We start from the raw sequence: 24,395 nt of genomic DNA, 5'->3' as shown, positions 1-24,395 counted from the left end.
GTGCTTTTTTAGGTTCCCACAGTTGGGGGAATCACCAGAGAACCAGTCCACCCTTCACATGGATGGAGACAGAAACTGGCCCCCCGTTTGACTCGGGGATGATGATCATGTACATGGGTCCGTCCTTGGGGAACCGCCAGATCTTTTCAACGCTGGTCGTGTCGTCCACTTTGAAGAGGCACAGAGCACCGTCCCCTGATTTCAGTATTCTAAGCCCAACTTCATCAGTGATGCATACCGTTACGGGTTCGGTGGACTTTATCGAGAATTGAATTACGCTCCAGTCGTAGCCCTCAAGTTTGTAAACGTAGTAACCTCCGGAGGATATGACGACGTTTTCCTGAAAACTGTATGAGGCTCCCCATAGGGTGGCGGCTACCAAAATGAGCCCCACAACAAGAATCGTGAACCCCAGGGCTTCAATACGCTTCATCGTGAGTGGGCCCATTGTTATCGCCGCCACCCCCATCCCCAGTTTTAACCTTGTTATCGATGTATTTAAACATTGTGACTTTAAGTGTTAGTTTTATTCTTTTTTGTTACCACTATTTCCACAATCTGGAACATACCCACGGTCTTGGACAAAATCCAAGATATGGGGGGCTTACTTCTGCTTCCGGTTGACAGGAAGGCCCTCAGCTCTGAAAAATTTTTCCGTGGATTTTTTAAGATGGAGGGCGAAGGTGAGCATATGAAAAGGGAATCCGCGGGAGTACTCTTTGCGATAACCGGGACCTTCATCTACGGCCTTGAGCCCGTGGTGATAAAGTCCAATCCCTCAAATCCAATAAGCTTCGCGGCGTTCTCTGCCCTCGTTGCATCGCTTCTCCTCTGGGGCGGTCTTTTCTGGAAAGGGACATGGAGGGAGGTAAGTAACAATAGGGGTAACCTATGGGGGGCATTTTTAATGGGGCTCTTCGGCACTGCGCTCGCCTATCTGGCGTACTCCTTTGGAGCGCGGATGAGCACGGCCATAAACGCCGCCCTGATAACCCGGAGCGAAGTTCTGTTCTCTTTCATTCTCTCCTGGCTGTTCCTGGGGGAAAAGATAACACGGAGGCTTATCGCCTATTCCTTAGCTATCATCACAGGGCTGGCCATCGTGATACTCCAGGGGCGCTCTCTTGAACTCCATCTTGGAGATTTCCTTCTTCTCCTCGTCCCGCTGTTCTGGCAGCTCGGCCACGTTATAGCCAAAAGGCTGCCTTACAGCCCGCCAATGATAGCGGCCCTTAGGAATACCTTCGGCTTCCTCCTGCTATTCCCGCTGGCGGTTGTCACGGGATTTGAGTTTTCTGCCTTCGTGATTGCAGAGGGCCTCGTCATAGCCCTCGGCCAGCTGGTCTGGTACAGGTCGATAAAGCTCATCAACCTATCCAAGGCCACAGCCATAATAACGCCCGCCCCTGCGGTTGCAATAGGGCTGGGCGTCCTGCTCGGCGAGAGCTTTACCATTTACCACGCCCTCGGTTTCCTCCTTATTACCCTGGGAACACTGGGCGCGGTAAAGGTGGAGAGCGAACTCAGAACCGGAGCAAGGCACCAATGAAGCGAAAGACATCCCTTATTCCGAAACGTCCCTCTCTGCTGGGGTCATATATCATGCTCACCGGCACTTCTTTTATTCGGGCCCCCATCTTGGCGGCCTTTATCAGCATCTCGGTTTCGACCTCGTAGCGGTCGCTCTCTATCTCCGGAAGGAATTGCCTGCTGAACGCCCTGAAGCCGCTCTGAGTGTCGTAGACGTACTGCCGCAGCTTGAGGCGTATGAGGCGAGTCGTTATTATGTTGCTGAGCCTTCTGTGAATGGGCCTCTGGCTAACGTCCCCCTTTCTGGCGCCGATTACCATATCCGCGTTGCCCGAGACTACCGGCTCAACGAGCTTGATTATCTCCCCAGGTTTGTGCTGGCCGTCGGCGTCCATAAAGACCACAACGTCGCCGCTGGAGTGGTTTATCCCCTCACGCATTGCACAGCCTTTGCCGCAGTTTTTCTTCAGCCTGATGGCCTTTATCCTGGGGTCCTTCTCGGAAAACGCTTTGGCCACCTTATACGTTCCATCGCTTGAGCCGTCGTCAACGACTATAACCTCGTCAACGAAGTCGGGAATACTCTCAAGGACCTTCGGGAGCCTCGTCTCCTCGTTGTAGGCGGGTATGATGACGGGAATCATTCTGCCCTTCAGCATCTACTCATCCTCTCCGAGCCTTTCGAGGACCCTCTGGGCTTTTCTCCGGAAGTCGTCCTTATCGAGGAACTCCCAGTAGTGTTCCCTTGCCGGGAATCTTCCATCTTTTACTTCCTCGCGGTAGCTCTCAAGGGCAAGTCTTATCATCCCACCGATGTCGGCGTATTTCTTCACGAAGGGGGGCGTGTTTTCGTAGATTCCCAGGAGGTCGTGCCAGACGAGAACCTGTCCATCAACGTAGGGCCCGGCACCGATTCCGATGGTAGGAATCGAGACCTCTTCTGTGACGAGCTTGGCCACATCTGCGAGGGTAAACTCAAGGACGACGGCAAAAGCGCCGGCCTTCTCAAGTGCCCTGGCATCGCGGAGGATCTCCTCAATCTCCTCTTCAGTCTCTCCCATCAGCCGGTAGCCGCCGAGGCGGAGGTAGCGCTGCGGTGTGAGTCCCGTGTGCCCCATCACCGGGATGCCCATGCGGACCAGCTTCCTCACGAGCTTCCTGTGGTCGTAACCGCCTTCTATCTTCACCGCATCCGCCCCGGCCTGAATGAGCCTTACGGCGTTTCTAACGCCCTCGTCGGTATCGATCTCGTAGCTGCCGAAGGGCATGTCAGCCAGGACGAGCGCCCTTTTGACGGCCTTTGCCACGGCCTTGGTGTGGAATATCATCTGATCCATCGTGACGTTCAATGTATTGGGTTCTCCGTAGACAACCATTCCCAGAGAATCACCGATGAAGATTATGTCCATGCCTGCTCTGTCAGCTATGAGCGCTGAGGGGTAATCGTAAGCGGTTATCATGGCTATCCTTTCCTTCCCCTTCATCTCGATTATTTTCCGAGGCGTTATCTCCCTCATTTTCTCACCTCTGGAAGATTAAAGATCCCGGTCTAATTAACGGTTTCGATGGGTTTATATACCTAAGTCGGTAATTACCTACGGTGGTATTATGGGCAGGGTGAAGACCAGCGTTTATATCGATGAGGAACTGTGGGGGGAGTTTAAGGAACTCGCCCATAGGGAGAAGAGTGAGGTCAGCAAACTCCTGGAGGAGGCCCTCGTGAACTACCTAATAAACGAAGTCCTTAGGGATGTTGACGACTCAGAGGTTCCCCTGTGGTTTGAACCGCTGAAAGTTGGTGGAGAGAGCACTGAAAAGCTCCTGAGGGAGATGAGAGATGACAGGGAAAAACGTCTACTTGGACAGTAGTGCAATCCTGAAGAGGTATATAAGCGAAAAGGACAGCGAGGTCGTGAGGGACCTCTTCAGGGACGCATACAGGGGAGAGATAAAGCTGGCCTTCAGCTTCTGGAACATAGGGGAGGTGCTGGAAGTATTTGACAAAAAGCTCAGACGGGGAGAACTCAGCAAGAAAAACTTCAACTTTCTCAAAAAGGGCTTTTTGGCCGAGATTAAGAGGTTCACACGGCTGGGAGTGCTGGAAGTGGTTCCGGTACACTCCCTCATTCTGGCGGATACCTGGAAGTTGATTGAAAAATACCACCTCTATCAGGCGGACGCCCTGCAGATAGCCTCGGCAAAGTACGCCGGTGCAGAGAGGTTCTATACCGCAGACAAGAGGCTTTATAATGCCTCAATAGATGAGGGGCTAAGCGCTGTACTACTCGGAGGTGATTAAAGTGAGGAAGTGGGAGCACTACGAGCACACCGCCGACATTGGCATCAGGGGCTACGGCGAGAGCCTTGAGGAGGCTTTCGAGGCCGTTGCGCTGGCGCTCTTTGACGTGATGGTTGATGTGAGGAAGGTCGAGAGCAAAGAATGCCGTGAGGTCGGGGCCGAGGGCGAGGACCTGATGGCGCTCCTCTACAACTTCCTTGAGGAGCTTTTGGTGCTTCACGACATGGAGGGCCTCGTCTTCGGCGATGTTAAGGTCAAGATAGAGAAGACCGGGGGCGGCTACAAACTCAGGGCAGAGGCCTGCGGCGAGCCCTTGGATTACGAGAAGCACGAGCCGAAGGAAGAGGTGAAGGCGATAACCTACCACGACATGAGGATTGAGGAGCTGCCGGATGGCAGGTGGATGGCCCAGCTGGTTCCCGACCTGTGAGGTGGTTCCATGAGCGCGAGGGACAGGATTAGGGAGACCAACCCGGCTTTCTACGAGCGCTATTCGATGCTCGAAGATACCGACGAGTTCTGGGAGTTCATAATTCGGCCGCTCAGGCAGAGCATAAGGGTCAACACCCTGAAAGCCCCACTTAAGGTGGTTGTTGAGAGGCTTAAGGAGGAATTCGAGCTCGAACCAATCCCCTGGGTTAAAGAGGGCTTCTTTATCAACGTTGACAACCTCGCGAAGGTGCCGGAGCACAGTCTTGGCCTGATCTTCGGCCAGGAAGCGAGCTCTATGATTCCTCCGGTTGTGCTTGAGCCAAAGCCGGGCGAGCTAGTTTTAGATATGGCCGCCGCGCCGGGTTCGAAGACGGGCCAGATAGCCCAGTACATGGAGAACGAGGGATGTATAATAGCAAACGACCCAAAGCTCAGCAGGGCGAACGTCCTCATAGCGAACCTCAACAGGATGGGGGTCTTAAACATCCGGGTAACTACGAAGGACGGGGCTTACTTCGGCCGTTTTGAAAATACTTTTGACAGGATTCTCCTCGATGCCCCGTGCTCTTCTGTGGGAATGATACGGAAGAAGTGGAAGTTCCTGGAGAGCTGGCGCCTGAGGGGCGTCATCAAGTACATGAAGGTTCAGAAGAGGCTCATCCTGGCCGCCTACCGGGCGCTCAAGCCAGGCGGGACGCTGGTTTACTCAACATGCACGATAGACCCCCTGGAGAACGAGGAGGTCGTTGATTACCTCCTGAGGAAGACCGACGCGAGACTTGAGCCGATAGATCTGCCGGTGAAGACCAGCGAGCCAGTCCTTGAGTGGGAGGGGAGAGCTTACTCTGCAGAGCTGAAAAAAGCCCTCAGAATTCATCCAAACGACAACGACACCGAGGCCTTCTTCATAGCGAAGATAGTAAAGCCGGAGGGAGGGGCATGAGCGAAAACCCGAGGGATGAAATAGGAAAAACGAGTGACACCGAACTCGTCAAAAGGCTTCTCCTGGAGAACTACGGATATGCGCCGGATCTTCTCTATGAGATAAGAGGCAGGTATCACAAGGTCTACGCCTGGAAGCCCTGTGCCCTCGACGTCAGCGGGCCGGACAGGAACGGCGTCTACTTCGGCAGGATAGAGAGCGATGGAATAAGGCTGAGCATCGAGGGTTCCTTCCTCGTTGGGCCAAAGGCCACGAAGAACGTCGTCGAGCTGGACGACGAGAGGGCGAGGCTGTACCTGGCGGGTGAGAGCGTCGAGATTGAAGATAAGAACCTCCACGGCTGGGTCATCGTCAAGTGGCGCTCCTACTACCTCGGCTCGGCCAAAGCGAAAGAAGGAAGGCTCATAAACTACGTGCCAAAGGAGAGGAGGCTTAAGCTTGAAGGCTCCGCGAAAGCTTAAAATAACGTTAGGGCAATCTAAAACGGAGGTGGGACGATGGTGCCGCTGAAGAGGATAGACAAGATCCGCTGGGAAATCCCGAAGTTCGACAGGCGCATGAGAGTTCCGGGCAGGGTTTATGCTGACGACCAGCTGATAGAGAAGATGAGAGGGGATAGGACGCTTGAGCAGGCCGCCAACGTTGCGATGCTTCCGGGAATATACAAGTACTCCATAGTGATGCCCGACGGTCACCAGGGCTATGGCTTCCCAATCGGTGGTGTCGCGGCCTTTGACGTCAAAGAGGGCGTTATAAGCCCCGGAGGCGTCGGATACGATATTAACTGCGGCGTCAGGCTGATTAGAACGAATTTAACTGAGAAAGAAGTCAGACCAAGGATAAAGGAGCTCGTCGATACGCTCTTCAAGAACGTTCCGAGCGGTCTTGGAAGCAAGGGCCGTGTAAGGCTCCACTGGAGCCAGCTCGATGACGTCTTGGCTGATGGAGCCAAGTGGGCCGTCGACAACGGCTACGGATGGAAGGAGGACTTAGAGCACCTTGAGGAAGGCGGGAGGATGGAGGGCGCTAACCCGGATGCAGTCAGCCAGAAGGCGAAGCAGAGGGGAGCGCCACAGCTCGGTTCCCTCGGCTCAGGAAACCACTTCCTTGAGGTTCAGGTTGTCGACAAGATTTTCGACGAGAAAATCGCCGAGACCTACGGTCTCTTCGAGGGGCAGGTCGTTGTCATGGTTCACACCGGCAGCAGGGGCCTCGGGCATCAGGTCGCAAGCGACTACCTCAGGATAATGGAGAGGGCCAACAGGAAGTACGGCGTGCCCTGGCCCGACCGCGAGCTGGTGAGCGTTCCCTTCCAGACGGAGGAGGGACAGCGCTATTTCAGCGCAATGAAGGCCGCTGCCAACTTCGCGTGGGCCAACCGGCAGATGATAACCCACTGGGTCAGGGAGAGCTTTGAGGAGGTCTTCAAGAGGAAGGCCGAGGACATGGAGATGCACATCGTTTACGACGTCGCTCACAACATAGCGAAGGTCGAGGAGCACGTCGTTGACGGCAGAAAGGTCAAGGTCGTCGTCCACAGGAAGGGAGCCACGAGGGCCTTCCCTGCCGGCCACCCGGACGTTCCGAAGGCCTACAGGGATGTCGGTCAGCCGGTTCTGATTCCAGGTTCGATGGGAACCGCGAGCTACGTTTTAGCTGGAGCCGAAGGCTCGATGAGGGAAACGTTCGGTTCGACCTGCCACGGTGCCGGAAGACTGCTCAGCAGGAAGGCCGCCACCAGGCAGTACCGCGGCGACAGGCTCAAGAACGAGCTTGCAAGGCAGGGCATCTACATCCGCGCGGCCTCCCTTAGGGTTGTGGCTGAAGAAGCACCTGGAGCCTACAAGAGCGTTGACAACGTCGTCAACGTAGTCCACGAGGCGGGGATAGCGAACCTGGTTGCAAGAATGCGCCCGATGGGCGTTGCCAAGGGCTGATTCCGGTTTTCCCTTCCCTATTCTTCAGAAAGAAAAAGAAATGGGTTAACTTATGTCGCTGGTCATGAACCTAACGTAGGCTATCGCGAAGGGCAGGAAGAGCATCACGAGGAGCATGGCCAGGTTGTTGAAGCCGTAGGTGAACGAGTCGCCCAGCGGGATGTAGTAGTTGAAGAACCTGTCGCCGCCAAATATGTACTGGACGAGCTGGACGTAGTGGTGTGCCGGGTTGAGGAAGTGCAGCCTTGCCATCCATGTGTTTACCGTTTCCTGCCAGACCTCGTGGGCACTTGTCCCCCACGGCGGCTCTGGGCCGGCAAGCCTTGGGGCAGCTATGCCAACCGCTATGCCGTAAAAGACGGTAAGAAATATGGCCAGTCCAACTGCGGCAAGCATCGATGTCTCGGGCTTTTTGAAGAGGGTTGAGAAGAGCACACCAACTGAGAGGAACGCCAGGGTGTAGAGTATCGTGGCGACTATCGCCAGAAAACCCCTGAAGAGTGAATCTCCGTCCAGTGGAATTCCCAGTATAAGCATCACCGCCACTATGGCAACGTAGACAACGAAGTTCGTGAGGACTATCAGCAGCCCCATGCCGAGGAACTTGCCGTTGATAACCTCGTCCCGGTAAACAGGATGCCCTAGGAGAACCTTGGCCGTCCCCGTTTCCACCTCCCTGTTTATCGCATCAGCACCCAGAGCTGCACCCAGAACAGCGCCTATGATAGTGATTATCATCATGTTTATCATGAAGAGTGCGGCAAGCGGTGTCATGTAGACCTCGCTGACCGATCCCCACAGGAAAAGCTCGTTGCTCTCCACCCTAGGCGTTCCCATGCGGATCAAATAGTCCTTAATGCCGTAAACCGCAAGGCTAAAAATGAGAAGGTAGAACACCATGATAACCACGAACCTCCTGCTCTTCACTGCCGTGTAAAGCTCTTTGAGTGCTATGTTCCATGCCGGGTTCATCTCCTCCCGACCCTCCTCATCAGCCATATCACGATGCCGAAGGCTATCACGAGGAGCAAAATTCCGAGATAGGCACTGCCCGAGCTCTGGGTCACCCTAACGGTTATTACAGTCTCAGCTTTGCCCTGGTCGCCCGTAGCGGTTACGGTTATGGTGTATGTCCCAGCGGGCGCTGATTTCGGAACCCTGATCCTCAGCTCAACGGTGGTGGGGCCGGGATACACCTGGACGTTTCCCTGGTCTATCACGCCGATTCTTGGGATTGTATCAGGGACAACTTTAACGTCCCAGCCTTCTGGAGCCTGAACCGAGAACTTGACGTTGGTAACTGTTCCCGAGGCGTCCACCCATATGCTGGTGGCCGTTGAGCCTCCGGCTTTTACCGCCAGACTTGGGCTGTCCGGGTTGAGATTGAGGAACGCCGGGTTCTCCACAATAAACGTCAGCGGCTTTTCTACCTCCATTCCTCTGCCCCTGATTATAAGTCTGGCATTGACTTTTCCGGTGGGGGCGTTGAAGGGAGGAATCACGACTAAGTAGACATCGGTGCTCCCACCGGGGCCGGCCCTGAGGGTTCCAACCGGAGTTAAGCCCTTGGGGTCACTGCTGACCACGTAGCTCCATCCAGGTTCAAGTCCCTCAATGGTCACTCTGTACTCGTCTTCGTCTGAGCCCAGATTTGTCACCTTTATCTCCGTGCTGGTGCTCTGCCCGGGCTGGACGGTCAGAACATCGTTCTGAAGCATTACCTCAAAATAATATGGAGCCTTGGTTAGGGTCACCTGGAGGCTCTTTTCCTCTCCATCTCCCAGCTTTATGGTCTCTTCCCTGGAGACCGCTCCTGGAGCACCGGCGGTAAGTTTATACTCCCCAGGGGGGAGTTCTAAAACCGCGGTACCTGTGGGGGAAGTTGTGATGTTCTTCCCCCCTATGCTCACCCATCCCTTCAGGGGATTTCCGCTCTCATCGCTCAGAACCACGGTCAGCCTTGCCGGCTGTCCGAGGTAAGTCTTGTATATGTGGAGCGTCAAACCGTATTTCTTCCCGTTTACTTCAAAGCTCAGCCTGTGGTCCCCGAGGGTGGCATTTCTGGGCACCTCGATGATGAGGTCTGCATCGAGTCTTCCGGAAACGGTAAAACCCCTCAGCCTGTACTGGCCGTCGGTCAGGTACATCTTCCAGCCCACAGGGAGGTTCACCGGCTTAAACTCGACCTTTCCGCTTCCACTGAAGGTTACGGGGATCGTGAGAACCTGGCCGGCCTCAACGTCGAGTGCAATGTACGGGATGGAGAGCTCAACCCCCGTAGCCTCTATCTCAACGCTTCCGGGAAAGTTCCCGACCAAGAACTTGACCGTTCCGCTCCCCGTTGCCTCGATGTGAAGGGTAACCGTGATCGAGCCCATCGGCGGGAGCGTTACCTCCTCGACCTCAATTCCATTGTACAGGAAGCTCGCCTTCCAGCCCTCGGGAATTGAGGTGACCGTAAGGTTAAGGCCCATCTCTTCGTTGGAGGAACTTGTTATCGTTATCGGAATATCAACCGGCCCGGAGACCCTTATTTTCCCGTAGGGGTAGAAGACCACGTAGTTCAGGCTGGCTGTTTCAGAGACCGGGCTTGCAGCGTACACCCTTATCTCCTTCCCGTCGTACTCAAGGGCTATCAGGTCAACCACAGCGCTTCCGTTTGTCTCAAGCGTTCTTGCAACGCCGTTAATCGAAACATCGACAGTCTTATTACCAACGGCCGTTACTTCGACGACGTTGCCGTTAAAGAGAGCCTTCGCACCGACCTCTGGCTTGATGGAGGTGATGAAAGTCGGCTTCACGGACACGATCACAAAACCTCCCTGTGAGGTGTAGCTCCCGAGGAGGATTTTGAGGCCGTCCCTCTCTATCTCCGTTCCAAAGGCGAATGGCTTCAGCTCCAGGATTCTGCTCCCGTTCTTCAGCATCAGATAGTAGCTTCCATCGGCGGCTTGGACAACGGTTACCGTGTAGTTGCCCACCACAAGGCTCTGTCCTGCGGTGATCCTGCCCTCAAACACCGTCACGTACGGCTGGGCAACTACGAGAGACGAAAGGAGAACCAGAGAAAGGAGAATTCCTAAAAGCTTCCTCACTCCTCATCCCTCCCGTAAACGGTTTTGAGGAAAACGTCTTCGAGGCTGGGCTCCTCGATATCAAGGCCCAGAATCGTGAGTCCCTTCTCGGAGAGGGCCCTTGACAGTTCCTCCCTGATATCAGTGCGGGCAAATATTATGGCCCGGTTCGGTTCAACCAGCTCGATCCTCGTTATCTCTGGGTGCTCGATAGCCGGCAGGGGCTCCTTGGTCTCCACCTTTATCTCGTAGCCCTCAAGCTCCATGAACTGTCTCTTTATTTCGCCTACGGTCCCCACTGCCTTGAGGTTTCCCCTCACGATGATTCCAACCCTGTCGCTGAGCTCTTCGACCTCGCTGAGTATGTGTGACGAGAAAAAGACCGTCCTCCCCTCGGATTGAGCTTCCCTTATCAGCCTCTTAACGAGGTGGGCCCCCTCGGGATCGAGGCCGCTCGTCGGCTCGTCGAGGATCAGCAGTTCGGGGTCGTTTATGAATGTCTGAGCTATAAGGAGCCTCTGCTTCATGCCCTTGGAGAAGGTTTTGGCCTTTCTGTAGCGGACTTCCCAGAGGCCGACCATTTTCAGGAGATCGGTTATCCTCTTCTCCTTTTCAGCGTTTGACATCCTGTAAAAGTTGGCAAAGAACTCAAGGTTCTTCCAGGCCGTCAGCTCACCGTACACCGTGGCGTTTTCTGGAAGGTATCCGATTCGCTCCTTTATCTTCAGGGGTTCCTTGGAGACATCCATACCGAGTATCTCAACCCTTCCGCTGTCTGGTATGATGAGGTTCAGCATGCTCAGAATAGTCGTTGTTTTTCCGGCACCGTTCGGTCCGAGGAATCCGAAGACCTCCCCTTCCTTCACCTCCAAATTCAGGGAGTTAACGGCCTTCAGAGTTCCATACGACTTGGTGAGGTTTTCTATGAGTATGGCCGGCGATGGCATGGGCTACCACCCCTGCCGATGGTAAGGAAACCGTAACTTAAAAGGATTACGGACAGAGTTTTAAAGGAGGAGGTCAATAAACGCTGGGGAAGACATATGAAGGAACTAACCCACGTAGATGATAGGGGCGTTAAGATGGTCGAAGTGGGCCACAAAGGGGAAGTCTTCAGAAGGGCCGTGGCAAAGGGCAGGATAAGGCTCAGGCCGGAAACTATAGGGCTCATAAAGTCCGGAAAGACGAAGAAGGGCAACGTCATAGCCACCGCCCAGATAGCGGGTATCCTGGCCGTCAAGAAAACGCCAGGGCTAATTCCGCTCTGCCATCCGATACCCCTCACGGGCGTTGACATCACCTTCGAATTCGGGGAGGACTACATAGAGGCGACATGTGAGGTTCGCGCGTACTACAAGACCGGCGTCGAGATGGAGGCCCTAACAGGCGTGAGCGTCGCCCTGCTGACGATATGGGACATGGTGAAGGCCGTTGAGAAGGACGAAAAAGGTCAGTATCCATTCACGAGGATCGAGGGCATCCACGTGGTCGAGAAGGTAAAGGGGGAAGATCACTCCCTGCAGTAGCCGAGGACAAAGTACTCAAAGGCCTTGGCAAGGTCGTTCAGAAGAAAGCCAAGGAAGAACAGCAGGAATGTTCCGAGCGGGTATTCCTCGAAGTAGCTCCAGATGAGCCACCACACGGCCCCCCAGATAATTACTGGAGGTGCCTCTATTAGGATCATTGACTTTCTTGAAACCTCCCTTAGGAGAAAACGCTTGAGTCCGTTCTCATCGCGGACCATGTACTTCGTAGCGTTTGGCCAGTTATCCTTTGATATTCGGTTAGTGTGCCTCGCGAGAAACAGTTTACCCTTTGAGAACTTCAGGACATAAACATAGGGGCCGTAGCTTGAGGCTATGAACGACTCTATGGCGAGTTCAATATCGAGGTCCCTCTGAAATTCCGAGACATGGGCACCTTTTCCCCGGAGCGCCTCGACTACGTCCTCGGGCTTAAATTTGTTCATGTTGAGGATTCCGATGCGGTAGCTTGGCTTCAGGAGCCTCTCAACTATCATCTATCCCACCCGAAGGCATTGTTTAGATATTACTTCACGAGTTTATAAAATTTGCCGTTTCTGGGCTTCAGGTAACTTTTTTAGCCCTTTAGACATTCCCTTAGCGATGGCGCTCAAGCTGAACCCCGAGGCTAAAGCGATATACCGCTCAATCCGGGAGGAAATAAAGAAGCGGTTAGTTCTCCCTGGAAGTTCAACATTTCTTGAGGGGTTTGAACCCACCTCAGACCGCGAGGAAATCCTCCGCAGACAGGATTACTTCCGTGAAAACCTCCCCAAAATCCGGTCCGAGCTGAGGGAGCAGATAGCCAAAGTCAAGCCGATAAAGTTCCGGCGCGATTACCTCCACGACAGGATTCTCATAGTTGACGAAAGTGAGCTCGAAAGGGCCCAAAACCTCGGTCTCTGCGAGGTTTCCACAGCCCTCGAAGATGCGGAGGGGTATCCAATTGTCCTGAGCACGCTCGGCTACGGCATAGATGTTGAACTTACCCCATCCCAGATAGCCCCGGAGCTCTACATAATGCCCCTGTGGGAGAACAGAGAAGCGCTTGAGGCACTGGCCAAAATTGGCGAGCTAACAGGGGAAGGAAGCGTCGCCCCAGATATACTCAGCGAGCTGGGCGAACTTGGGGAGGTCATGGGAAAGCGGAAGCTCCTCGACGGCCTTGAGGAACTAATAGCCGAGAAAGAGCGCGAGCTCAACGAGGAAATAGCGGAGAAACTTGAAAAGTTCAGCCTGACGCTGAGCGGAAAGGAGCTGCTGGACTTCCTCGGGGAGCTCAGGGCCGGCAACTACGAGGCCATATTCAGGCACTTCGGCGAGATTGAAGGGGAGATCCTGAACCTAATAAACGACGTCGAGGACGAGCTGAACGAAAAGCTTGGCATAACCGTTGAGCTCTTCTCTTGGGAGGGGCTGTACCCGGTGACCGTGCCGCCGGACAGGATAGAGATGCTCCGCGAGGAGCTCGAAAGAGAACTTAAGGTGGAGCTGTACATCAGGAGCAGGGAAGTGCTTGAGAGGATAATGCCCCTTCTCCCCAAGCTCAAGGAAGAACTCGGCAGGGTTTATGAGCTTGACTTCCTGCTGGCTGTGAAAGAATTCATCGAAGGATTTTCCTTCCCTGAGCTCTGGGAGGGTGGAATAGCGTTCGTCAGCGGGAGGCACCTCTTCATTGAGAATCCCCAGCCGGTCAGCTATGCTGTCGGGAAAACGCCCGAGGAGTTCTTAGTCCCGGGAGCTGGAGATATAGGCGGCGAGAGGGTGGTCATCCTCACCGGAGCCAACAGCGGTGGAAAGACCAGCCTCTTGGAACTGATGACGCAGATAACAATTCTCGCTCATATGGGTTTCCCAGTTCCGGCCGAGAAGGCCTGGGTCGAGCCCCTCGATGAGCTCTTCTTCTTCAGGAGGAAGAGGAGCACCTACGGTGCCGGCGCCTTCGAAACGGCCCTGCGTTCCTTTGTCAGGGCCCTCCGTGGGGAGGGCAGAAAGCTCATCCTCATAGACGAGTTCGAGGCCATAACCGAGCCCGGCGCGGCCGTCAAGATAATCGGCGAACTTTTGAAGATAGCCCATGAAAAGGGCTTCTACGTCCTCATAGTGTCCCATCTAGGGGAAGACCTCAGGAAGGAGCTTCCCTTCGCGAGGGTCGATGGTATCGAAGCGAAAGGTCTTGACGAGAAGCTCAACCTCATCGTCGATAGGCAGCCGGTCTTCGGAAAGCTCGGCAGGAGTACGCCTGAGCTCATCGTTGAAAGACTCGCGCGGAAGAAGCGCGGGAAGGAGAAGGAGATATTCGAGAGGGTTCTGAGGGCGTTCAGGGAGTGACTCCTGTACAACTACCCCACCCAGCTCCGCTCCCTGTACCTACCGCGGCTTTCTATCTCCTCAATTTTTGCCTCGATTTCTTCCCTAGCCCCTTCACCGCGAACCTCGGCATAGCCCTCCAGAACGGCCTCAAAGCCCCTCTCGAACCAAGTATAGTGGGTGCTCTCCATCGCCCTTTTGAGGAGGTGCAGATCAACGCCCCTCGCTTCGAGCGTTGAGTCAAAGTCGGCTAAACCGAAGTCTATCAGGTGGACTTTCCCGTCTCTGAGTATCATGTTGGAAGTCGTTAGATCGCCGTGCACTATGCCTGCCTCGTGGAGCTTTCCAATCTGCCTCCCAATCTCCCTGCACAGCTTAAGCCTCTCCTCCATCGGCAGTCTCTCCAAAAGCTCCTTCAGACGTTCGCCGTCTATAAATTCCATGGCTATTTTCATGTCTTTCATATCCACCTCGTAGACGTAGGGGCAGTTCACACCGAACTTCTTCGCCCGATGAAGAACCCTGGCCTCCCTGACGGTTCTTTCTTTTCTCAGCTTTGTGTCTATCTCCTTTATGCGGTAGCGCTTCGGAATCCGGTGCTTTATCACAACTTTCTCCCCGGGCAGGAGGTCGACGCCGAAGAACTCCTCAAAGTCCACCAAGTAGATCTTCGCCTCGGCTCCCTGTTTTACCAGCTCCATGGAATCACCCCTGGCTAAGTGAAAAGTCCTTAATCAGCCTTAGAGCGTCTCGGATGGTGATCCGTATATCCACGACGTTTTCCACCTTGATAATGAACACGCCTCCGTCTTCTCGGAGGACTAAAACGGCCCTATCAATCTTTCCGCTGTCAAGGATCCTTCGGGCATAGTGGAGTTTCTCCGCGTTGGAATCAAGCATGTTGTCAAATATAGAGGCCGCGTTCTCAACGTCTACCCCCACGATGCCATAGCGCGCTATGGTATCAAAAATATCCAAAGCTTTTTCCGGGTCTATGGGATATATCCCCGCCTTCATTGTCTCCACACTGATCTATCGCCGCTGAAGGTTTTAGCCCTTTCCCTGGCTTGTTGCTCAAGTTTTTGTCATTTTTTCAAAGATATTACTATTCTTTGAAATTTTTGACCCAAAACTTTTTATAGAGCGCTGACGAAGCGTTTCTGCAAAAAGGAATTTGATAGGAGGAATGTCAAATGGCACAGCTTAGCGGACAGCCGGTTGTTATTCTGCCTGAGGGGACCCAGAGGTACGTTGGTAGGGACGCCCAGAGGCTCAACATTCTCGCCGCGAGGATCATAGCCGAGACGGTCAGGACGACCCTCGGCCCGAAGGGAATGGACAAGATGCTCGTCGACAGCCTTGGCGACGTCGTTGTCACCAACGATGGAGCCACTATTCTCGACAGGATAGACCTTCAGCACCCCGCTGCCAAGATGATGGTTGAGGTTGCGAAGACCCAGGACAAGGAGGCTGGTGACGGTACCACCACTGCCGTCGTCATTGCTGGCGAGCTTCTCAGGAAGGCTGAGGAGCTCCTCGACCAGAACATCCACCCGAGCATCATCGTCAAAGGTTACACCATGGCCGCAGAGAAGGCCCAGGAGATACTCCAGGAGATCGCCATAGAGGTCACCCCGGACGACGAGGAGACCCTTATGAAGATAGCCATGACCTCAATCACTGGCAAGAACGCCGAGAGCCACAAGGAGCTCTTTGCCAAGCTCGCCGTTGATGCCGTCAGGCAGGTCGCCGAGAAGAAGGACGGCAGGTACACCGTCGACATCGACAACATCAAGATCGAGAAGAAGGCCGGTGAGAGCGTCGAGGAGAGCGAGCTCGTTCGCGGTGTTGTCGTCGACAAGGAGCGCGTCCACCCGAGGATGCCCACCAAGATCGAGGGTGCCAAGATCGCCCTCATAAACGAGGCCCTTGAGGTTAAGAAGACCGAGACAGATGCGAAGATAAACATCACCAGCCCTGACCAGCTCATGAGCTTCATCGAGCAGGAAGAGCAGATGATAAAGGAAATGGTGGACAAGATAGCCGCCACCGGTGCGAACGTCCTCTTTGTCCAGAAGGGCATTGACGACCTCGCCCAGCACTACCTGGCCAAGTACGGCATCCTCGCCGTCAGGCGCGTCAAGAAGAGCGACATGGAGAAGCTCGCGAAAGCTACTGGAGCTAAGGTCGTCACCAACGTCAAGGATCTCACCAGTGAAGACCTCGGCCACGCCGACATCGTCGAGGAGCGCAAGATCGCCGGCGAGAGCATGATCTTCGTTGAGGGCTGCAAGAACCCGAAGGCCGTAACCATACTCATCCGCGGTGGAACCGAGCACGTTATAGATGAGGTTGAGCGCGCTCTGGAAGACGCCATCAAGGTCGTCAAGGACGTCATGGAGGACGGCTACGTTCTCCCGGCCGGTGGTGCCGGCGAGATAGAGCTCAGCATCAAGCTCGACGAGTACGCCAAGCAGGTCGGCGGCAAGGAGGCCCTCGCTATAGAGAACTTCGCCGAGGCCCTTAAGATAATCCCGAAGACCCTGGCAGAGAACGCAGGTCTCGACACCGTTGAGATGCTCGTCAAGGTCATCAGCGAGCACAAGAACAGGGGCAGGGCCATAGGCATCGATGTCTTCGCCGGCGAGCCGGCCGACATGCTCGCCAAGGGCATCATCGAGCCGTTGAGGGTTAAGAAGCAGGCCATCAAGAGCGCCAGCGAGGCCGCGATAATGATACTTCGCATTGACGACGTCATCGCGGCAAAGATAAGCAAGCCCGAGCAGAGCGGTGGCGGAATGCCCGGCGGTATGGGCGGAATGGGCGGCATGGACATGGGCATGTGATGCCCCTTTTCTACCCTTTAATTTGGGCACCAAAAGATTTTAATACCAAATCGTTATTTTAACCCCTGAGGGGGTGAAAAGATGGGACTGCTGATGTGGCTGAGAACCGGCCTGCTGATGGCCATGCTGACGGGCCTGCTCATGGCCATCGGCTACGTCTTCGGCGGGCCGAACGTGGCCTTCCTGATGTTCCTGTTCGCTATGGCGTTTAATTTCATCACCTACTGGTACAGCGATAAAATCGTCTTGGGCTGGTACCGGGCGAGGATCGTGGACGAACACGAGGCCCCGGAGCTCTATGCCATAGTCAGGGATCTCACTGAGAGGGCAGGCCTCCCAATGCCCCGGGTGGCGATAATCCCGAGCGAGACGCCTAACGCCTTCGCCACCGGGAGGAACCCCAAGCACGCCGTCGTGGCCGTTACCACCGGACTTCTCAGGATTCTCGACAGGGATGAACTTGAAGGTGTCATAGGCCATGAGCTGACCCACATAAAGAACAGGGACATCCTCATAGGGACGATAGCGGCCGCGATGGCCGGCGCCATAATCCAGCTCGCCTACTGGGCAAGGTGGATAGCCATCTTCGGCGGCTTCGGCAGGGACGAGGACGACGCCGGCAACATCCTCGCCGCGGTCCTCATAGCGGTCCTTGCACCTATAGCGGCGATGCTGATACAGGCCGCGGTGAGCCGCTCCAGGGAGTTCTTAGCGGATGAAGGGGGCGCGAAGATAAGCGGCAAGCCCCATGCCCTGGCGAGCGCCCTGATGAAAATTGAAGGGGCGGTTCGCTACAGACCGATGAGGGAAGGGAACCCGGCAACGGCCCACATGTTCATCGTCAACCCGTTCAGGGGCGCCAGCATAGCGAACCTGTTCTCGACTCATCCTCCCACCGAGGCGAGGATCGAGAGGCTCAGGAAGATAGCCGAGGAGATGGGCATATACTTCTGAGGCCCTTCCCTTCTGTTTTTATCTTGCCTTTGCCAATAGGTGGATATTGTGAAGTTCTTGAATTCTATAATCATCTAATTCTGCAATTGCATCATCGACAGGCATTTAAACGTTCGGGCGGACTCTTAAGTGGTGACAACCATGAAGGCCGTTAAAGCCACCATTCTCTACGACGGTCTGGGGAACGTTCTCAGGGATGTGTACGTCGTTTTTGATAGGAACATAGTTGATGTAACGAAGGAAAAGCCGAAGGAAGCCGAAGTTATAGCCGAGGGCGTTGTTACACCCGCGTTCATAGACGGCCACAGCCACATAGGAATGGAGCGCTACGGAGAGCCCTACCAGGAGGGCGAAGCCAACGAGCAGATGGACGCGGTTCTTCCGCTCGTTGATGCCCTCTACTCGATCTACATGGACGACAAGGCCTTCAAACACTCGATAGAGTTCGGTGTTCTCTACTCGTCAGTTCTGCCGGGAAGCGGAAACATAATCGGCGGAAAGGCGGTCTTCATAAGGAACTACGGACGCGACATAGAGGATGCCTTCATACAGTACGCCGGCGTTAAAGCTGCCTTCGGCTACAACCCGCGTTCCACCAAGGAGTGGAAGGGGACGAGGCCGAGCACGAGGATGGGCGCGATAGGAATCCTGCTCAACTGGCTCATAAAGACCCAGAAGACAATAGCGCTCATCGAGAAGGGCAAGAAAGAGCCGGAGGAGGTCGAGCCGACCGTCGAGGCACTCATACCAGTCCTCAAGGGCGAAGTCCCGCTCCGCGTCCACGTCCACAAGGAGGACGACATCGCGGCGCTCCTCATGATAAAGAGGAAGTTCGGACTGCGGATTACAATCGAGCATGCCGGCGACGTCCACAGCAGGGAGACCTTCGAGAAGATTAAGGCTGAAGGCGTTCCGGTAGTTTATGGCCCCTTTGACAGCCTCCCCTACAAGGTCGAACTCAAGCACGAGGACTGGAAAAACGCCCGCTACCTGCTCGAGGTAAAACCCCTCTTCGGCCTCATGAGCGACCACCCTGTCACGCTTCAGGCCAACCTCTACCTCCAGCTCAGGCACTTCATAAGGCTCGGCATGAGCAAGGCGGAAGCGATAAAGATAATCACCCACAACAACGCGAAAATACTCGGCGTTGACGACAGGCTTGGAAGCATAGAGAAGGGCAAGTGGGCCTCGCTCGTCGTCTGGAACGGCGACCCCTTCAGCCTTGAGAACTACCCGACGCACGTCTTCGCGGAGGGCGAGCTGATTCACGAGGCGGAGCTTTAGTCTTCCAGCTTTTCATACTTTTCCACGAGCTTTATAACAATCTCATATAATCCATCAATTCTGCTGAGGCCTTCCCTCACAGCATCAAAGTTAAGTCTGTCGTACTTGTGAACAATGGCATTTCTAAGTCCGTTGTACGCCCTCAAAAGTCCTGCTTCACCTTCGGATATAACTTTTGCCTTTCTAAGTCGCTCGATGTTTGTATAATCATCTTCAACGGTCATGCCCAAGTCCTTAACAAGCATTGCAACGATGTCCATTGCGATATCCACACAGAGCTGAAGGGAATAAAAGAGGGCCCTCTGGGTAACATCGTCCTTCATTTCATGGCTCTTTATGAACTCGTATTCCTCCTCAAACCTCTCAAGCTTCTCTAAGTACCTCTGCCTTCTCACGGGCACGCCTCCTGAGTCTTATCTTCTCCCTCACGCTCTCAAACCGGTTCTCCTTTATCCTGTGCTCCATGTCCTTCCACAGCTTTCGGAAGCGGTAGAAATACTCCGACAGTTCAATCTCGTCGCCGTAAATTACTTTGTGGTTCCTGATAACCTCGATCTGGAGGTAGAGCGGAAGCTCCTCGAAGACTTTGATATCGTACTTTCCACCGAGTTTTTGGAGGACTTCCCCATATACGCCGGGTTTTGGCTTAACGAGGCATACATCGATGTCACTTCTGCTTGTAGCATCGCCCTTAGCGTGGGATCCGTAGAGGAGAATCCCCATGCACGAGTCTTTGAACTCTTGGAAGTCCCTGCGGAGCCCTGCCATGAGTTTCATTGAACCACCGTATAAACTGAGACAAAGAAGAAGATAAGCCTTTCGTCAGCTCACCCTGAAATCGAACCCCCTCGCGAAGGTGTAGGCTTCTCTAAGCTCTGGCCGCTCCTTGAGGAACCTGAGGATGTACTGGCCGCAGTTCGAGCCGATGAGGTTCTCCCTCGTGTCGCCGACCGATATAATGACGTCGTAGCCGAGCCTCCTTAAATCGTCCACGAACTTCCTGTGCTTCATCGGAAGGCCGGTCTCAAGGTCAACGTCGTTGGTGAGCCTATTCTTTAGCACGCTCACCGTCGGGTTGAGCGGCGTTATCTTGATGAGGAAGTATTCTTTCGGGAAGTACTCAGCTATGATGCTTGCATCGGCCTCATTCTCCCTCGCGAGGGCGAAGTTGAGCGTAATCTTCTTGCCGCCATCGTCGTAGAAAGCTTTACCGTACTCCGCGATTTTCTCGAAGTCCCACTTCCTGACCGGAATTATCTCGTCCCTCTGCTCGGGATTGGTCGAGTGTATCGAGAACTGGAGCTGGAAGTTGGTCGGAAAGGCCTCCTTCTTCAGCTCCAGCAGTGCCTCGAAGAACCTGTCCGTCCCGATCGGGGCTATCGTTGAGAGCGAGGGGTAGAAGTTCTCGTAACGCTCGCCCAAAATGCGCATCGCCTCTATCACCGCCATGTTGAAGCTCGGCTCGCCCATTCTCGCGAACTGCACCTTGAACTTCCTGGTCTTTGGCTTTCCGTTCCAGCGCTTCTGGATTGGATACTCTATCTGCTCCATCAGCTCGTCCACGCTCAGCCTTCCCCTGTAAAAGAAGCCCGCGTCGCACATCTTACAGCCGACGGGACAGCCGTTGAGCGATGAGACTATGAGCACCCACTTCTCGGCTGGGTTGTAGGTGGGAACCGATTCGACGAACTCGACGATGTTCCCCCTGGAGGTCTTTCCTATATAAACCACCGCAACGTTGGGGTCTCCAACCTCACTCAATATCTCCATACCTCTCCCTCCTCCATATCACCATCGCGGTTTTGATTCCATCGGCTATGGCCAGGGCCGTTTGCCTGTAGATTCCGTTCTTAACGTCCCCGACCAGGAAAAGGTTATCGTCCTTCATGCCCTCCACAAGTTCGATGTTCGGAACCCTGCCGATGGCCCCAAGGATCAGGTCAACCTCAAAGTCGCCAGCGCTGGTCCTGGCTAAAAGCTTTCCCCTCCCGTTTATGGGTCTTACTTCCCTAACCTGTCCCATCAGCGTCCTGATGTTTGGCCGGCTCTTCACGAGTTTTTGCAGGTAGGGCAGGGCCTTCGGCTCGCTCCTCATGAGGATTATTACTTCGTCGCTGGTCTCGCTCACTGTTAACGCGTAGTCAAAGGCCACATCGCCGCCGCCGATTATGAGAACCCTTCCGTAGTGCCGCCTCGGGACTTCGGCGACGTGGTAGACTATCCCCTCGAAGGGAAGCTTTCTCGGCCTCGTCCCCGTCGCAACCACGAGGTACTTGAAGCGGTAAGTCCCTTCCTCTGTTTCGACCTCAAACTGCCCACCAGCTTTTCTCACGGCCTTGACTTCCTGGTAGAGGATTTTCAGGTCGTACTTTTTCACGTACTCCTCAAGAATTTTGACGACCTTCTCGCCTTTGATTCCGTCGGGAAAGAACATGGTGTTCTCCACGGAGTAGGCGTTCCTTATGAGTCCACCTATCCGGTCGCGCTCGAAAATTACACTCTCAATGCCGTAGCGCGCCAGCTGGACGGCCGTCGCTATGCCTCCGACTCCGGCCCCGATTATTCCGACGAGAGCCATTCCAACACCTCCGAGAGGAGCGGCGTAACCGCGAAGCCGTGGGAAAGGTTTCTGAGCGTCGCCTCGTGGAAGAGCCTGTTCTGGGTCAGCGTCCCATCGACTGGAAAAATCACGTTGAAGCCCCTCACGAAGGCCTCCCGGGCGGTTGTCTCGCAGCAGAGGTGAGTCATGACGCCGGTTACGATGACCGTCTCGACTCCAAGCCCCCTCAGCAGGCCCTCAAGGTTAGTGCCGTGAAAGGCGTTGTAGGTCTTCTTCTCAATGACGGTTCCGGTGAAGGGCTTGAACTCTTCAAGAAGTTCGTTCAACGGGTTGTCCTTTGGCATATCGCCGCCCCACCAGAGGGTCATTATGTCGTCCCGGTGGAAGTGGCGAGTGAAGATTATCGGGACTCCGAGCCTCTCTGCCTCCCTGTAAAACTCCACCAGCCTCGGTACGAAGCGCGGCGCGGAAGGTAGAAACGCCCTGCTCTCTGCCCTGAGGAAATATGCCTGGAGGTCTATCGCCAGAACCGCCGCCTTTCGGAACGGCTTGACCTTCTCCCATTTCTTGAGTCTAAAATACATCTCCCTCATGTCGACTATAAATTCTCCGGTGAAGTAGTCCTCCTTCATGGGTGTGAGAAGGGAGGGTGGCCTTAAATGTCTATCCCCCTCGTCATCGCGCCGTCTATGACCACTGTCGAGCCGAGCATGTATTCCGCTTCCTCGCTCAGGAGGAACGCAATGAGCGAGCCGAGCTCACTCCACCTTCCCGTCCTGTGGAGGGGCGTTCTGCCGAGCACCTCCCGCTCCCAGGTCTCCTCAAAGGTCTCGCCCCTCGCCTCTGCAACCGCCTTGAGGTTCATCCTCGCTCCCGGCGTGTCAAAGCTACCAAGGAGGACGGAGTAGGCCCTTATTCCGTGCTTTCCGTAGGTTCTCGAAACACTCTTCGCCAGCTGAACGAGACCGGCCCGCGTTACGTCGGCCAGAATGAGAGGTGGCATGGGTTCCTTTATTGAGACGGAGTTGAGGTAAACGAGAACACCCCGACGTTTCTTTTCAAGCCATGCCTGAACGAGGAGGGTCGTCAGGTAGCCAGGGGCGACCGTATGCAGGGCCGAAGCCTCAATCCAGTCTACATAGGTCGCCTCATGGAGGAGACAGGGTTCACAGCGGACGTTTCCAGCGTTCCATACGAGGGCGTCGATTCCACCAAGGAGCGCCCAGCTTTCTTTTATGAGGTTCTCAAGATCGTGCTGGTCAAAAAGGTTGGTCCTAATGGAATAAACTTCGCCGTAGCTCGAAAGCTCATCCAGCGCCTTCTTCAGGTTCTCCTCGTTTCGGGAGCTTATAACGACCCTCGCGTTCCTCTTCAGCAGTTCCCTTGCAACGTTGAGGCCTATACCGCGCGATGAGGCCGTGACTATCACACCCAGGCCCTTGAGGTCTATCTCCACGCTCATGATCGTTTCTTTGTCCCGGGATTAATAAACGTTGGCTGTCATTCTGACAAAGATTACCCGAATTAGGATAACCTAATTCGTCTCGTCGTCAGCACTTCTGGAGAAAATAAATTAAAGTGCAAAACCTTCGGTTTTAGACAGATTTCTTGAAAAATTTTGGGGGTGATGGCGTGAGGTTCTACACATGCAGGGAGGCGCACGAACCAAAGCCGTTTAGAGTGGCCGTCATAGGAGCGGGGCCCGCCGGACTCAGCGCCGCAGGATACCTTGCATGCAGGGGTTACGAGGTTCATGTCTACGACAAGATGCCAGAAGGGGGAGGGATGGTGGCCTTTGCAATTCCGGAGGCCAGGATTCCAATACGGGCCGTCAGAGATGGTGTTAGGGCCCTTGAGCGGCTCGGTGTCCGCTTTCACTTCAGGACTAAGGTGGTTTATGATTCACCAAGAGAGTTTGGTGACGAATGGGCCGAACATTTCGTTTCTCTTGAAAAGCTTCTAAGCGAGTTCGATGCCCTTCTGATAGCGACCGGTGCCTGGCGTCCGAGGAAACTGAAGGTTCCTGGTGTTGAGCTCCCGGGGGTCTACGACGCCCTCAGCCTGCTCCACGGCATAAAGATGGCCCGCATAGGCTATTACTCCTGGGAAAGAATCCCTGACCTTAAGGGGGAGCATCTCGTAGTGATCGGAGCCGGCTACACGGCAGTTGACGTCGCTATGGAGGGTCGTCTTCTGGGTGCGGAAAAAATAACCATGGCCTATCGCCGCTCCCTCGAGCACAGCTACGCTAGGGCCGAGATAAGGAAGCTCATCGCAGAGGGCGTCGAGTTCATAGAGCACGCGACTCCCGTCAGGATACTGGGGGAGGAAAAAGTAGAGGGCGTTGAATTCGCTAAAACAAAGATAGTCGGGGGGAGCGTCGTGACGACGGACGAGCGCTTTGTCCTTGACGCGGACGCCGTTGTTTATGCCATCGGCCAGCTTCCCACGAGTCCAATAAAAGAGATCGTCTGCGCCAGCGAAAGGGTGCTGGAGGAGGCGGGAATATTCTTCGCCGGTGACGTCATAACCCCGAGGAACATAGGCACCGCCATGAGGGAGGGAAGGGCCGCCGCTGAGAGGATAGAGGAGTGGCTCCTGAGGAAGGCACCGCGCAGGGTCTTTCCCGTTGCTATGACTGGCAGGCTTATAGCCGGGGTTCTCAGCGGTAAGTGCTGAGCAAAGTTTATACGCCCTCTCCCT

28 protein-coding genes are annotated in these 24,395 nt (G+C 54.7%); 13 read left to right on the top strand and 15 right to left on the bottom strand.

The features are described 5' to 3' along the window. Positions 1-31: 31 nt before the first annotated feature. A complete protein-coding gene (locus A3L14_RS06350; RefSeq protein ID WP_082431999.1) occupies positions 32-448 on the bottom strand; it encodes a hypothetical protein in 417 nt (138 codons plus the stop codon). A 243-nt stretch (positions 449-691) separates the two neighbouring features. Between A3L14_RS06350 and A3L14_RS06345 the strand changes: the two genes are divergently transcribed. After that, complete coding sequence (locus tag A3L14_RS06345) at positions 692-1,549, top strand: DMT family transporter (RefSeq protein ID WP_055429439.1); 858 nt, start codon at positions 692-694, stop codon at positions 1,547-1,549. Here A3L14_RS06345 and A3L14_RS06340 read toward each other — a convergent pair. Next, positions 1,524-2,189, bottom strand: coding sequence for a glycosyltransferase family 2 protein (locus A3L14_RS06340; RefSeq protein WP_088886118.1), 666 nt, complete (start codon positions 2,187-2,189; stop codon positions 1,524-1,526). The two genes, A3L14_RS06345 and A3L14_RS06340, sit on opposite strands and share 26 nt — an antisense overlap. After that, a complete protein-coding gene (gene panB, locus A3L14_RS06335) occupies positions 2,190-3,047 on the bottom strand; it encodes a 3-methyl-2-oxobutanoate hydroxymethyltransferase (RefSeq protein ID WP_055429366.1) in 858 nt (285 codons plus the stop codon). It abuts the gene before it with no gap. Positions 3,048-3,138: 91 nt separating this feature from the next. Here panB and A3L14_RS06330 point away from each other — a divergent pair, with 91 nt between their 5' ends. Genes A3L14_RS06330 through A3L14_RS06305 form a run of 6 tightly spaced genes read left to right on the top strand, consistent with a single transcriptional unit; the run spans position 3,139 to position 7,141 of the window. Further along, positions 3,139-3,399: a ribbon-helix-helix domain-containing protein gene (locus tag A3L14_RS06330; RefSeq protein WP_055429367.1), complete on the top strand. Its 261-nt coding sequence runs from the start codon at positions 3,139-3,141 to the stop codon at positions 3,397-3,399. Continuing rightward, positions 3,368-3,829 carry a type II toxin-antitoxin system VapC family toxin gene (locus tag A3L14_RS06325; RefSeq protein WP_055429368.1) on the top strand — a complete coding sequence of 154 codons (462 nt, stop codon included), beginning with the start codon at positions 3,368-3,370 and terminating at the stop codon, positions 3,827-3,829. The genes A3L14_RS06330 and A3L14_RS06325 overlap by 32 nt, the downstream gene beginning before the upstream one ends. 1 nt (position 3,830) lies before the next feature. Then, positions 3,831-4,259 (top strand): archease, encoded by a 429-nt coding sequence (locus A3L14_RS06320; protein ID WP_055429369.1) that lies wholly within the window; start codon positions 3,831-3,833, stop codon positions 4,257-4,259. Positions 4,260-4,268: 9 nt separating this feature from the next. Continuing rightward, a complete protein-coding gene (locus tag A3L14_RS06315; RefSeq protein ID WP_055429370.1) occupies positions 4,269-5,204 on the top strand; it encodes a tRNA (cytosine(49)-C(5))-methyltransferase in 936 nt (311 codons plus the stop codon). Then, positions 5,201-5,665, top strand: coding sequence for a methyltransferase RsmF C-terminal domain-like protein (locus tag A3L14_RS06310; RefSeq protein ID WP_055429371.1), 465 nt, complete (start codon positions 5,201-5,203; stop codon positions 5,663-5,665). The genes A3L14_RS06315 and A3L14_RS06310 overlap by 4 nt, the downstream gene beginning before the upstream one ends. Before the next feature lie 36 nt (positions 5,666-5,701). Next, a complete protein-coding gene (locus tag A3L14_RS06305; protein ID WP_055429372.1) occupies positions 5,702-7,141 on the top strand; it encodes an RtcB family protein in 1,440 nt (479 codons plus the stop codon). A gap of 45 nt (positions 7,142-7,186) precedes the next feature. On the opposite strand, the gene A3L14_RS06300 is transcribed toward A3L14_RS06305, so the two are convergent. Genes A3L14_RS06300 through A3L14_RS06290 form a run of 3 tightly spaced genes read right to left on the bottom strand, consistent with a single transcriptional unit; the run spans position 7,187 to position 11,162 of the window. After that, complete coding sequence (locus A3L14_RS06300) at positions 7,187-8,113, bottom strand: ABC transporter permease (RefSeq protein WP_055429373.1); 927 nt, start codon at positions 8,111-8,113, stop codon at positions 7,187-7,189. Next, a complete protein-coding gene (locus tag A3L14_RS06295; protein WP_074631208.1) occupies positions 8,110-10,236 on the bottom strand; it encodes a COG1470 family protein in 2,127 nt (708 codons plus the stop codon). The genes A3L14_RS06300 and A3L14_RS06295 overlap by 4 nt, the downstream gene beginning before the upstream one ends. After that, positions 10,233-11,162, bottom strand: coding sequence for an ABC transporter ATP-binding protein (locus A3L14_RS06290; RefSeq protein WP_055429374.1), 930 nt, complete (start codon positions 11,160-11,162; stop codon positions 10,233-10,235). Before A3L14_RS06290 ends, A3L14_RS06295 begins: the two co-directional genes overlap by 4 nt. A 96-nt stretch (positions 11,163-11,258) precedes the next feature. On the opposite strand from A3L14_RS06290, the gene moaC reads away from it, so the two are divergent. Beyond that, a complete protein-coding gene (gene moaC, locus A3L14_RS06285) occupies positions 11,259-11,741 on the top strand; it encodes a cyclic pyranopterin monophosphate synthase MoaC (RefSeq protein ID WP_055429375.1) in 483 nt (160 codons plus the stop codon). Here the strand turns inward: moaC and A3L14_RS06280 are convergent. Further along, positions 11,726-12,235, bottom strand: coding sequence for a hypothetical protein (locus A3L14_RS06280; RefSeq protein WP_055429376.1), 510 nt, complete (start codon positions 12,233-12,235; stop codon positions 11,726-11,728). The genes moaC and A3L14_RS06280 overlap by 16 nt on opposite strands. Positions 12,236-12,341: 106 nt before the next feature. Between A3L14_RS06280 and A3L14_RS06275 the strand changes: the two genes are divergently transcribed. Continuing rightward, positions 12,342-14,069, top strand: coding sequence for a P-loop NTPase family protein (locus A3L14_RS06275; RefSeq protein WP_055429377.1), 1,728 nt, complete (start codon positions 12,342-12,344; stop codon positions 14,067-14,069). An 11-nt stretch (positions 14,070-14,080) separates the two neighbouring features. Here A3L14_RS06275 and A3L14_RS06270 read toward each other — a convergent pair whose 3' ends face one another. Further along, positions 14,081-14,749: a Kae1-associated kinase Bud32 gene (locus A3L14_RS06270; protein ID WP_055429378.1), complete on the bottom strand. Its 669-nt coding sequence runs from the start codon at positions 14,747-14,749 to the stop codon at positions 14,081-14,083. Positions 14,750-14,753: 4 nt separating this feature from the next. Further along, positions 14,754-15,074: a hypothetical protein gene (locus A3L14_RS06265; RefSeq protein ID WP_394325663.1), complete on the bottom strand. Its 321-nt coding sequence runs from the start codon at positions 15,072-15,074 to the stop codon at positions 14,754-14,756. Positions 15,075-15,241: 167 nt separating this feature from the next. Between A3L14_RS06265 and thsB the strand changes: the two genes are divergently transcribed. The 3 genes from thsB to A3L14_RS06250 all read left to right on the top strand — a co-directional run bounded on the left by thsB (position 15,242) and on the right by A3L14_RS06250 (position 19,132). Beyond that, positions 15,242-16,894: a thermosome subunit beta gene (gene thsB / locus A3L14_RS06260; protein WP_055429380.1), complete on the top strand. Its 1,653-nt coding sequence runs from the start codon at positions 15,242-15,244 to the stop codon at positions 16,892-16,894. A gap of 81 nt (positions 16,895-16,975) precedes the next feature. Beyond that, positions 16,976-17,848 (top strand): zinc metalloprotease HtpX, encoded by an 873-nt coding sequence (htpX, locus tag A3L14_RS06255; RefSeq protein WP_055429381.1) that lies wholly within the window; start codon positions 16,976-16,978, stop codon positions 17,846-17,848. 141 nt (positions 17,849-17,989) lie between these two features. Continuing rightward, positions 17,990-19,132, top strand: a complete 1,143-nt coding sequence (locus A3L14_RS06250) for an amidohydrolase (protein WP_055429382.1) — start codon at positions 17,990-17,992, stop codon at positions 19,130-19,132. On the opposite strand, the gene hepT is transcribed toward A3L14_RS06250, so the two are convergent. From hepT to A3L14_RS06220, 6 genes are read right to left on the bottom strand one after another with little or no spacing between them, the layout of a single operon-like run. Then, positions 19,129-19,527, bottom strand: a complete 399-nt coding sequence (gene hepT / locus A3L14_RS06245; protein WP_055429383.1) for a type VII toxin-antitoxin system HepT family RNase toxin — start codon at positions 19,525-19,527, stop codon at positions 19,129-19,131. The genes A3L14_RS06250 and hepT overlap by 4 nt on opposite strands. Beyond that, positions 19,496-19,909, bottom strand: coding sequence for a nucleotidyltransferase domain-containing protein (locus tag A3L14_RS06240; RefSeq protein WP_055429384.1), 414 nt, complete (start codon positions 19,907-19,909; stop codon positions 19,496-19,498). The genes hepT and A3L14_RS06240 overlap by 32 nt, the downstream gene beginning before the upstream one ends. A gap of 45 nt (positions 19,910-19,954) precedes the next feature. After that, positions 19,955-20,902 carry a radical SAM protein gene (locus A3L14_RS06235; protein WP_055429385.1) on the bottom strand — a complete coding sequence of 316 codons (948 nt, stop codon included), beginning with the start codon at positions 20,900-20,902 and terminating at the stop codon, positions 19,955-19,957. Continuing rightward, on the bottom strand, positions 20,886-21,710 hold the full coding sequence (locus A3L14_RS06230; protein ID WP_055429386.1) for an NAD(P)/FAD-dependent oxidoreductase: 825 nt from the start codon (positions 21,708-21,710) through the stop codon (positions 20,886-20,888). Before A3L14_RS06230 ends, A3L14_RS06235 begins: the two co-directional genes overlap by 17 nt. Beyond that, complete coding sequence (locus A3L14_RS06225) at positions 21,692-22,324, bottom strand: isochorismatase family protein (RefSeq protein WP_055429387.1); 633 nt, start codon at positions 22,322-22,324, stop codon at positions 21,692-21,694. Before A3L14_RS06225 ends, A3L14_RS06230 begins: the two co-directional genes overlap by 19 nt. A 23-nt stretch (positions 22,325-22,347) precedes the next feature. Next, positions 22,348-23,154, bottom strand: coding sequence for an SDR family oxidoreductase (locus A3L14_RS06220; RefSeq protein ID WP_198300082.1), 807 nt, complete (start codon positions 23,152-23,154; stop codon positions 22,348-22,350). Between the two features lie 170 nt (positions 23,155-23,324). Here A3L14_RS06220 and A3L14_RS06215 point away from each other — a divergent pair, with 170 nt between their 5' ends. After that, positions 23,325-24,371 (top strand): FAD-dependent oxidoreductase, encoded by a 1,047-nt coding sequence (locus tag A3L14_RS06215; RefSeq protein WP_055429388.1) that lies wholly within the window; start codon positions 23,325-23,327, stop codon positions 24,369-24,371. Positions 24,372-24,395 lie beyond the last annotated feature (24 nt).

It is taken from the genome of Thermococcus thioreducens (assembly GCF_002214545.1).
In the GTDB taxonomy this organism is placed as follows: Archaea; Methanobacteriota_B; Thermococci; order Thermococcales; family Thermococcaceae; genus Thermococcus; species Thermococcus thioreducens.
This window is presented reverse-complemented; position numbering and strand designations above follow the sequence as displayed.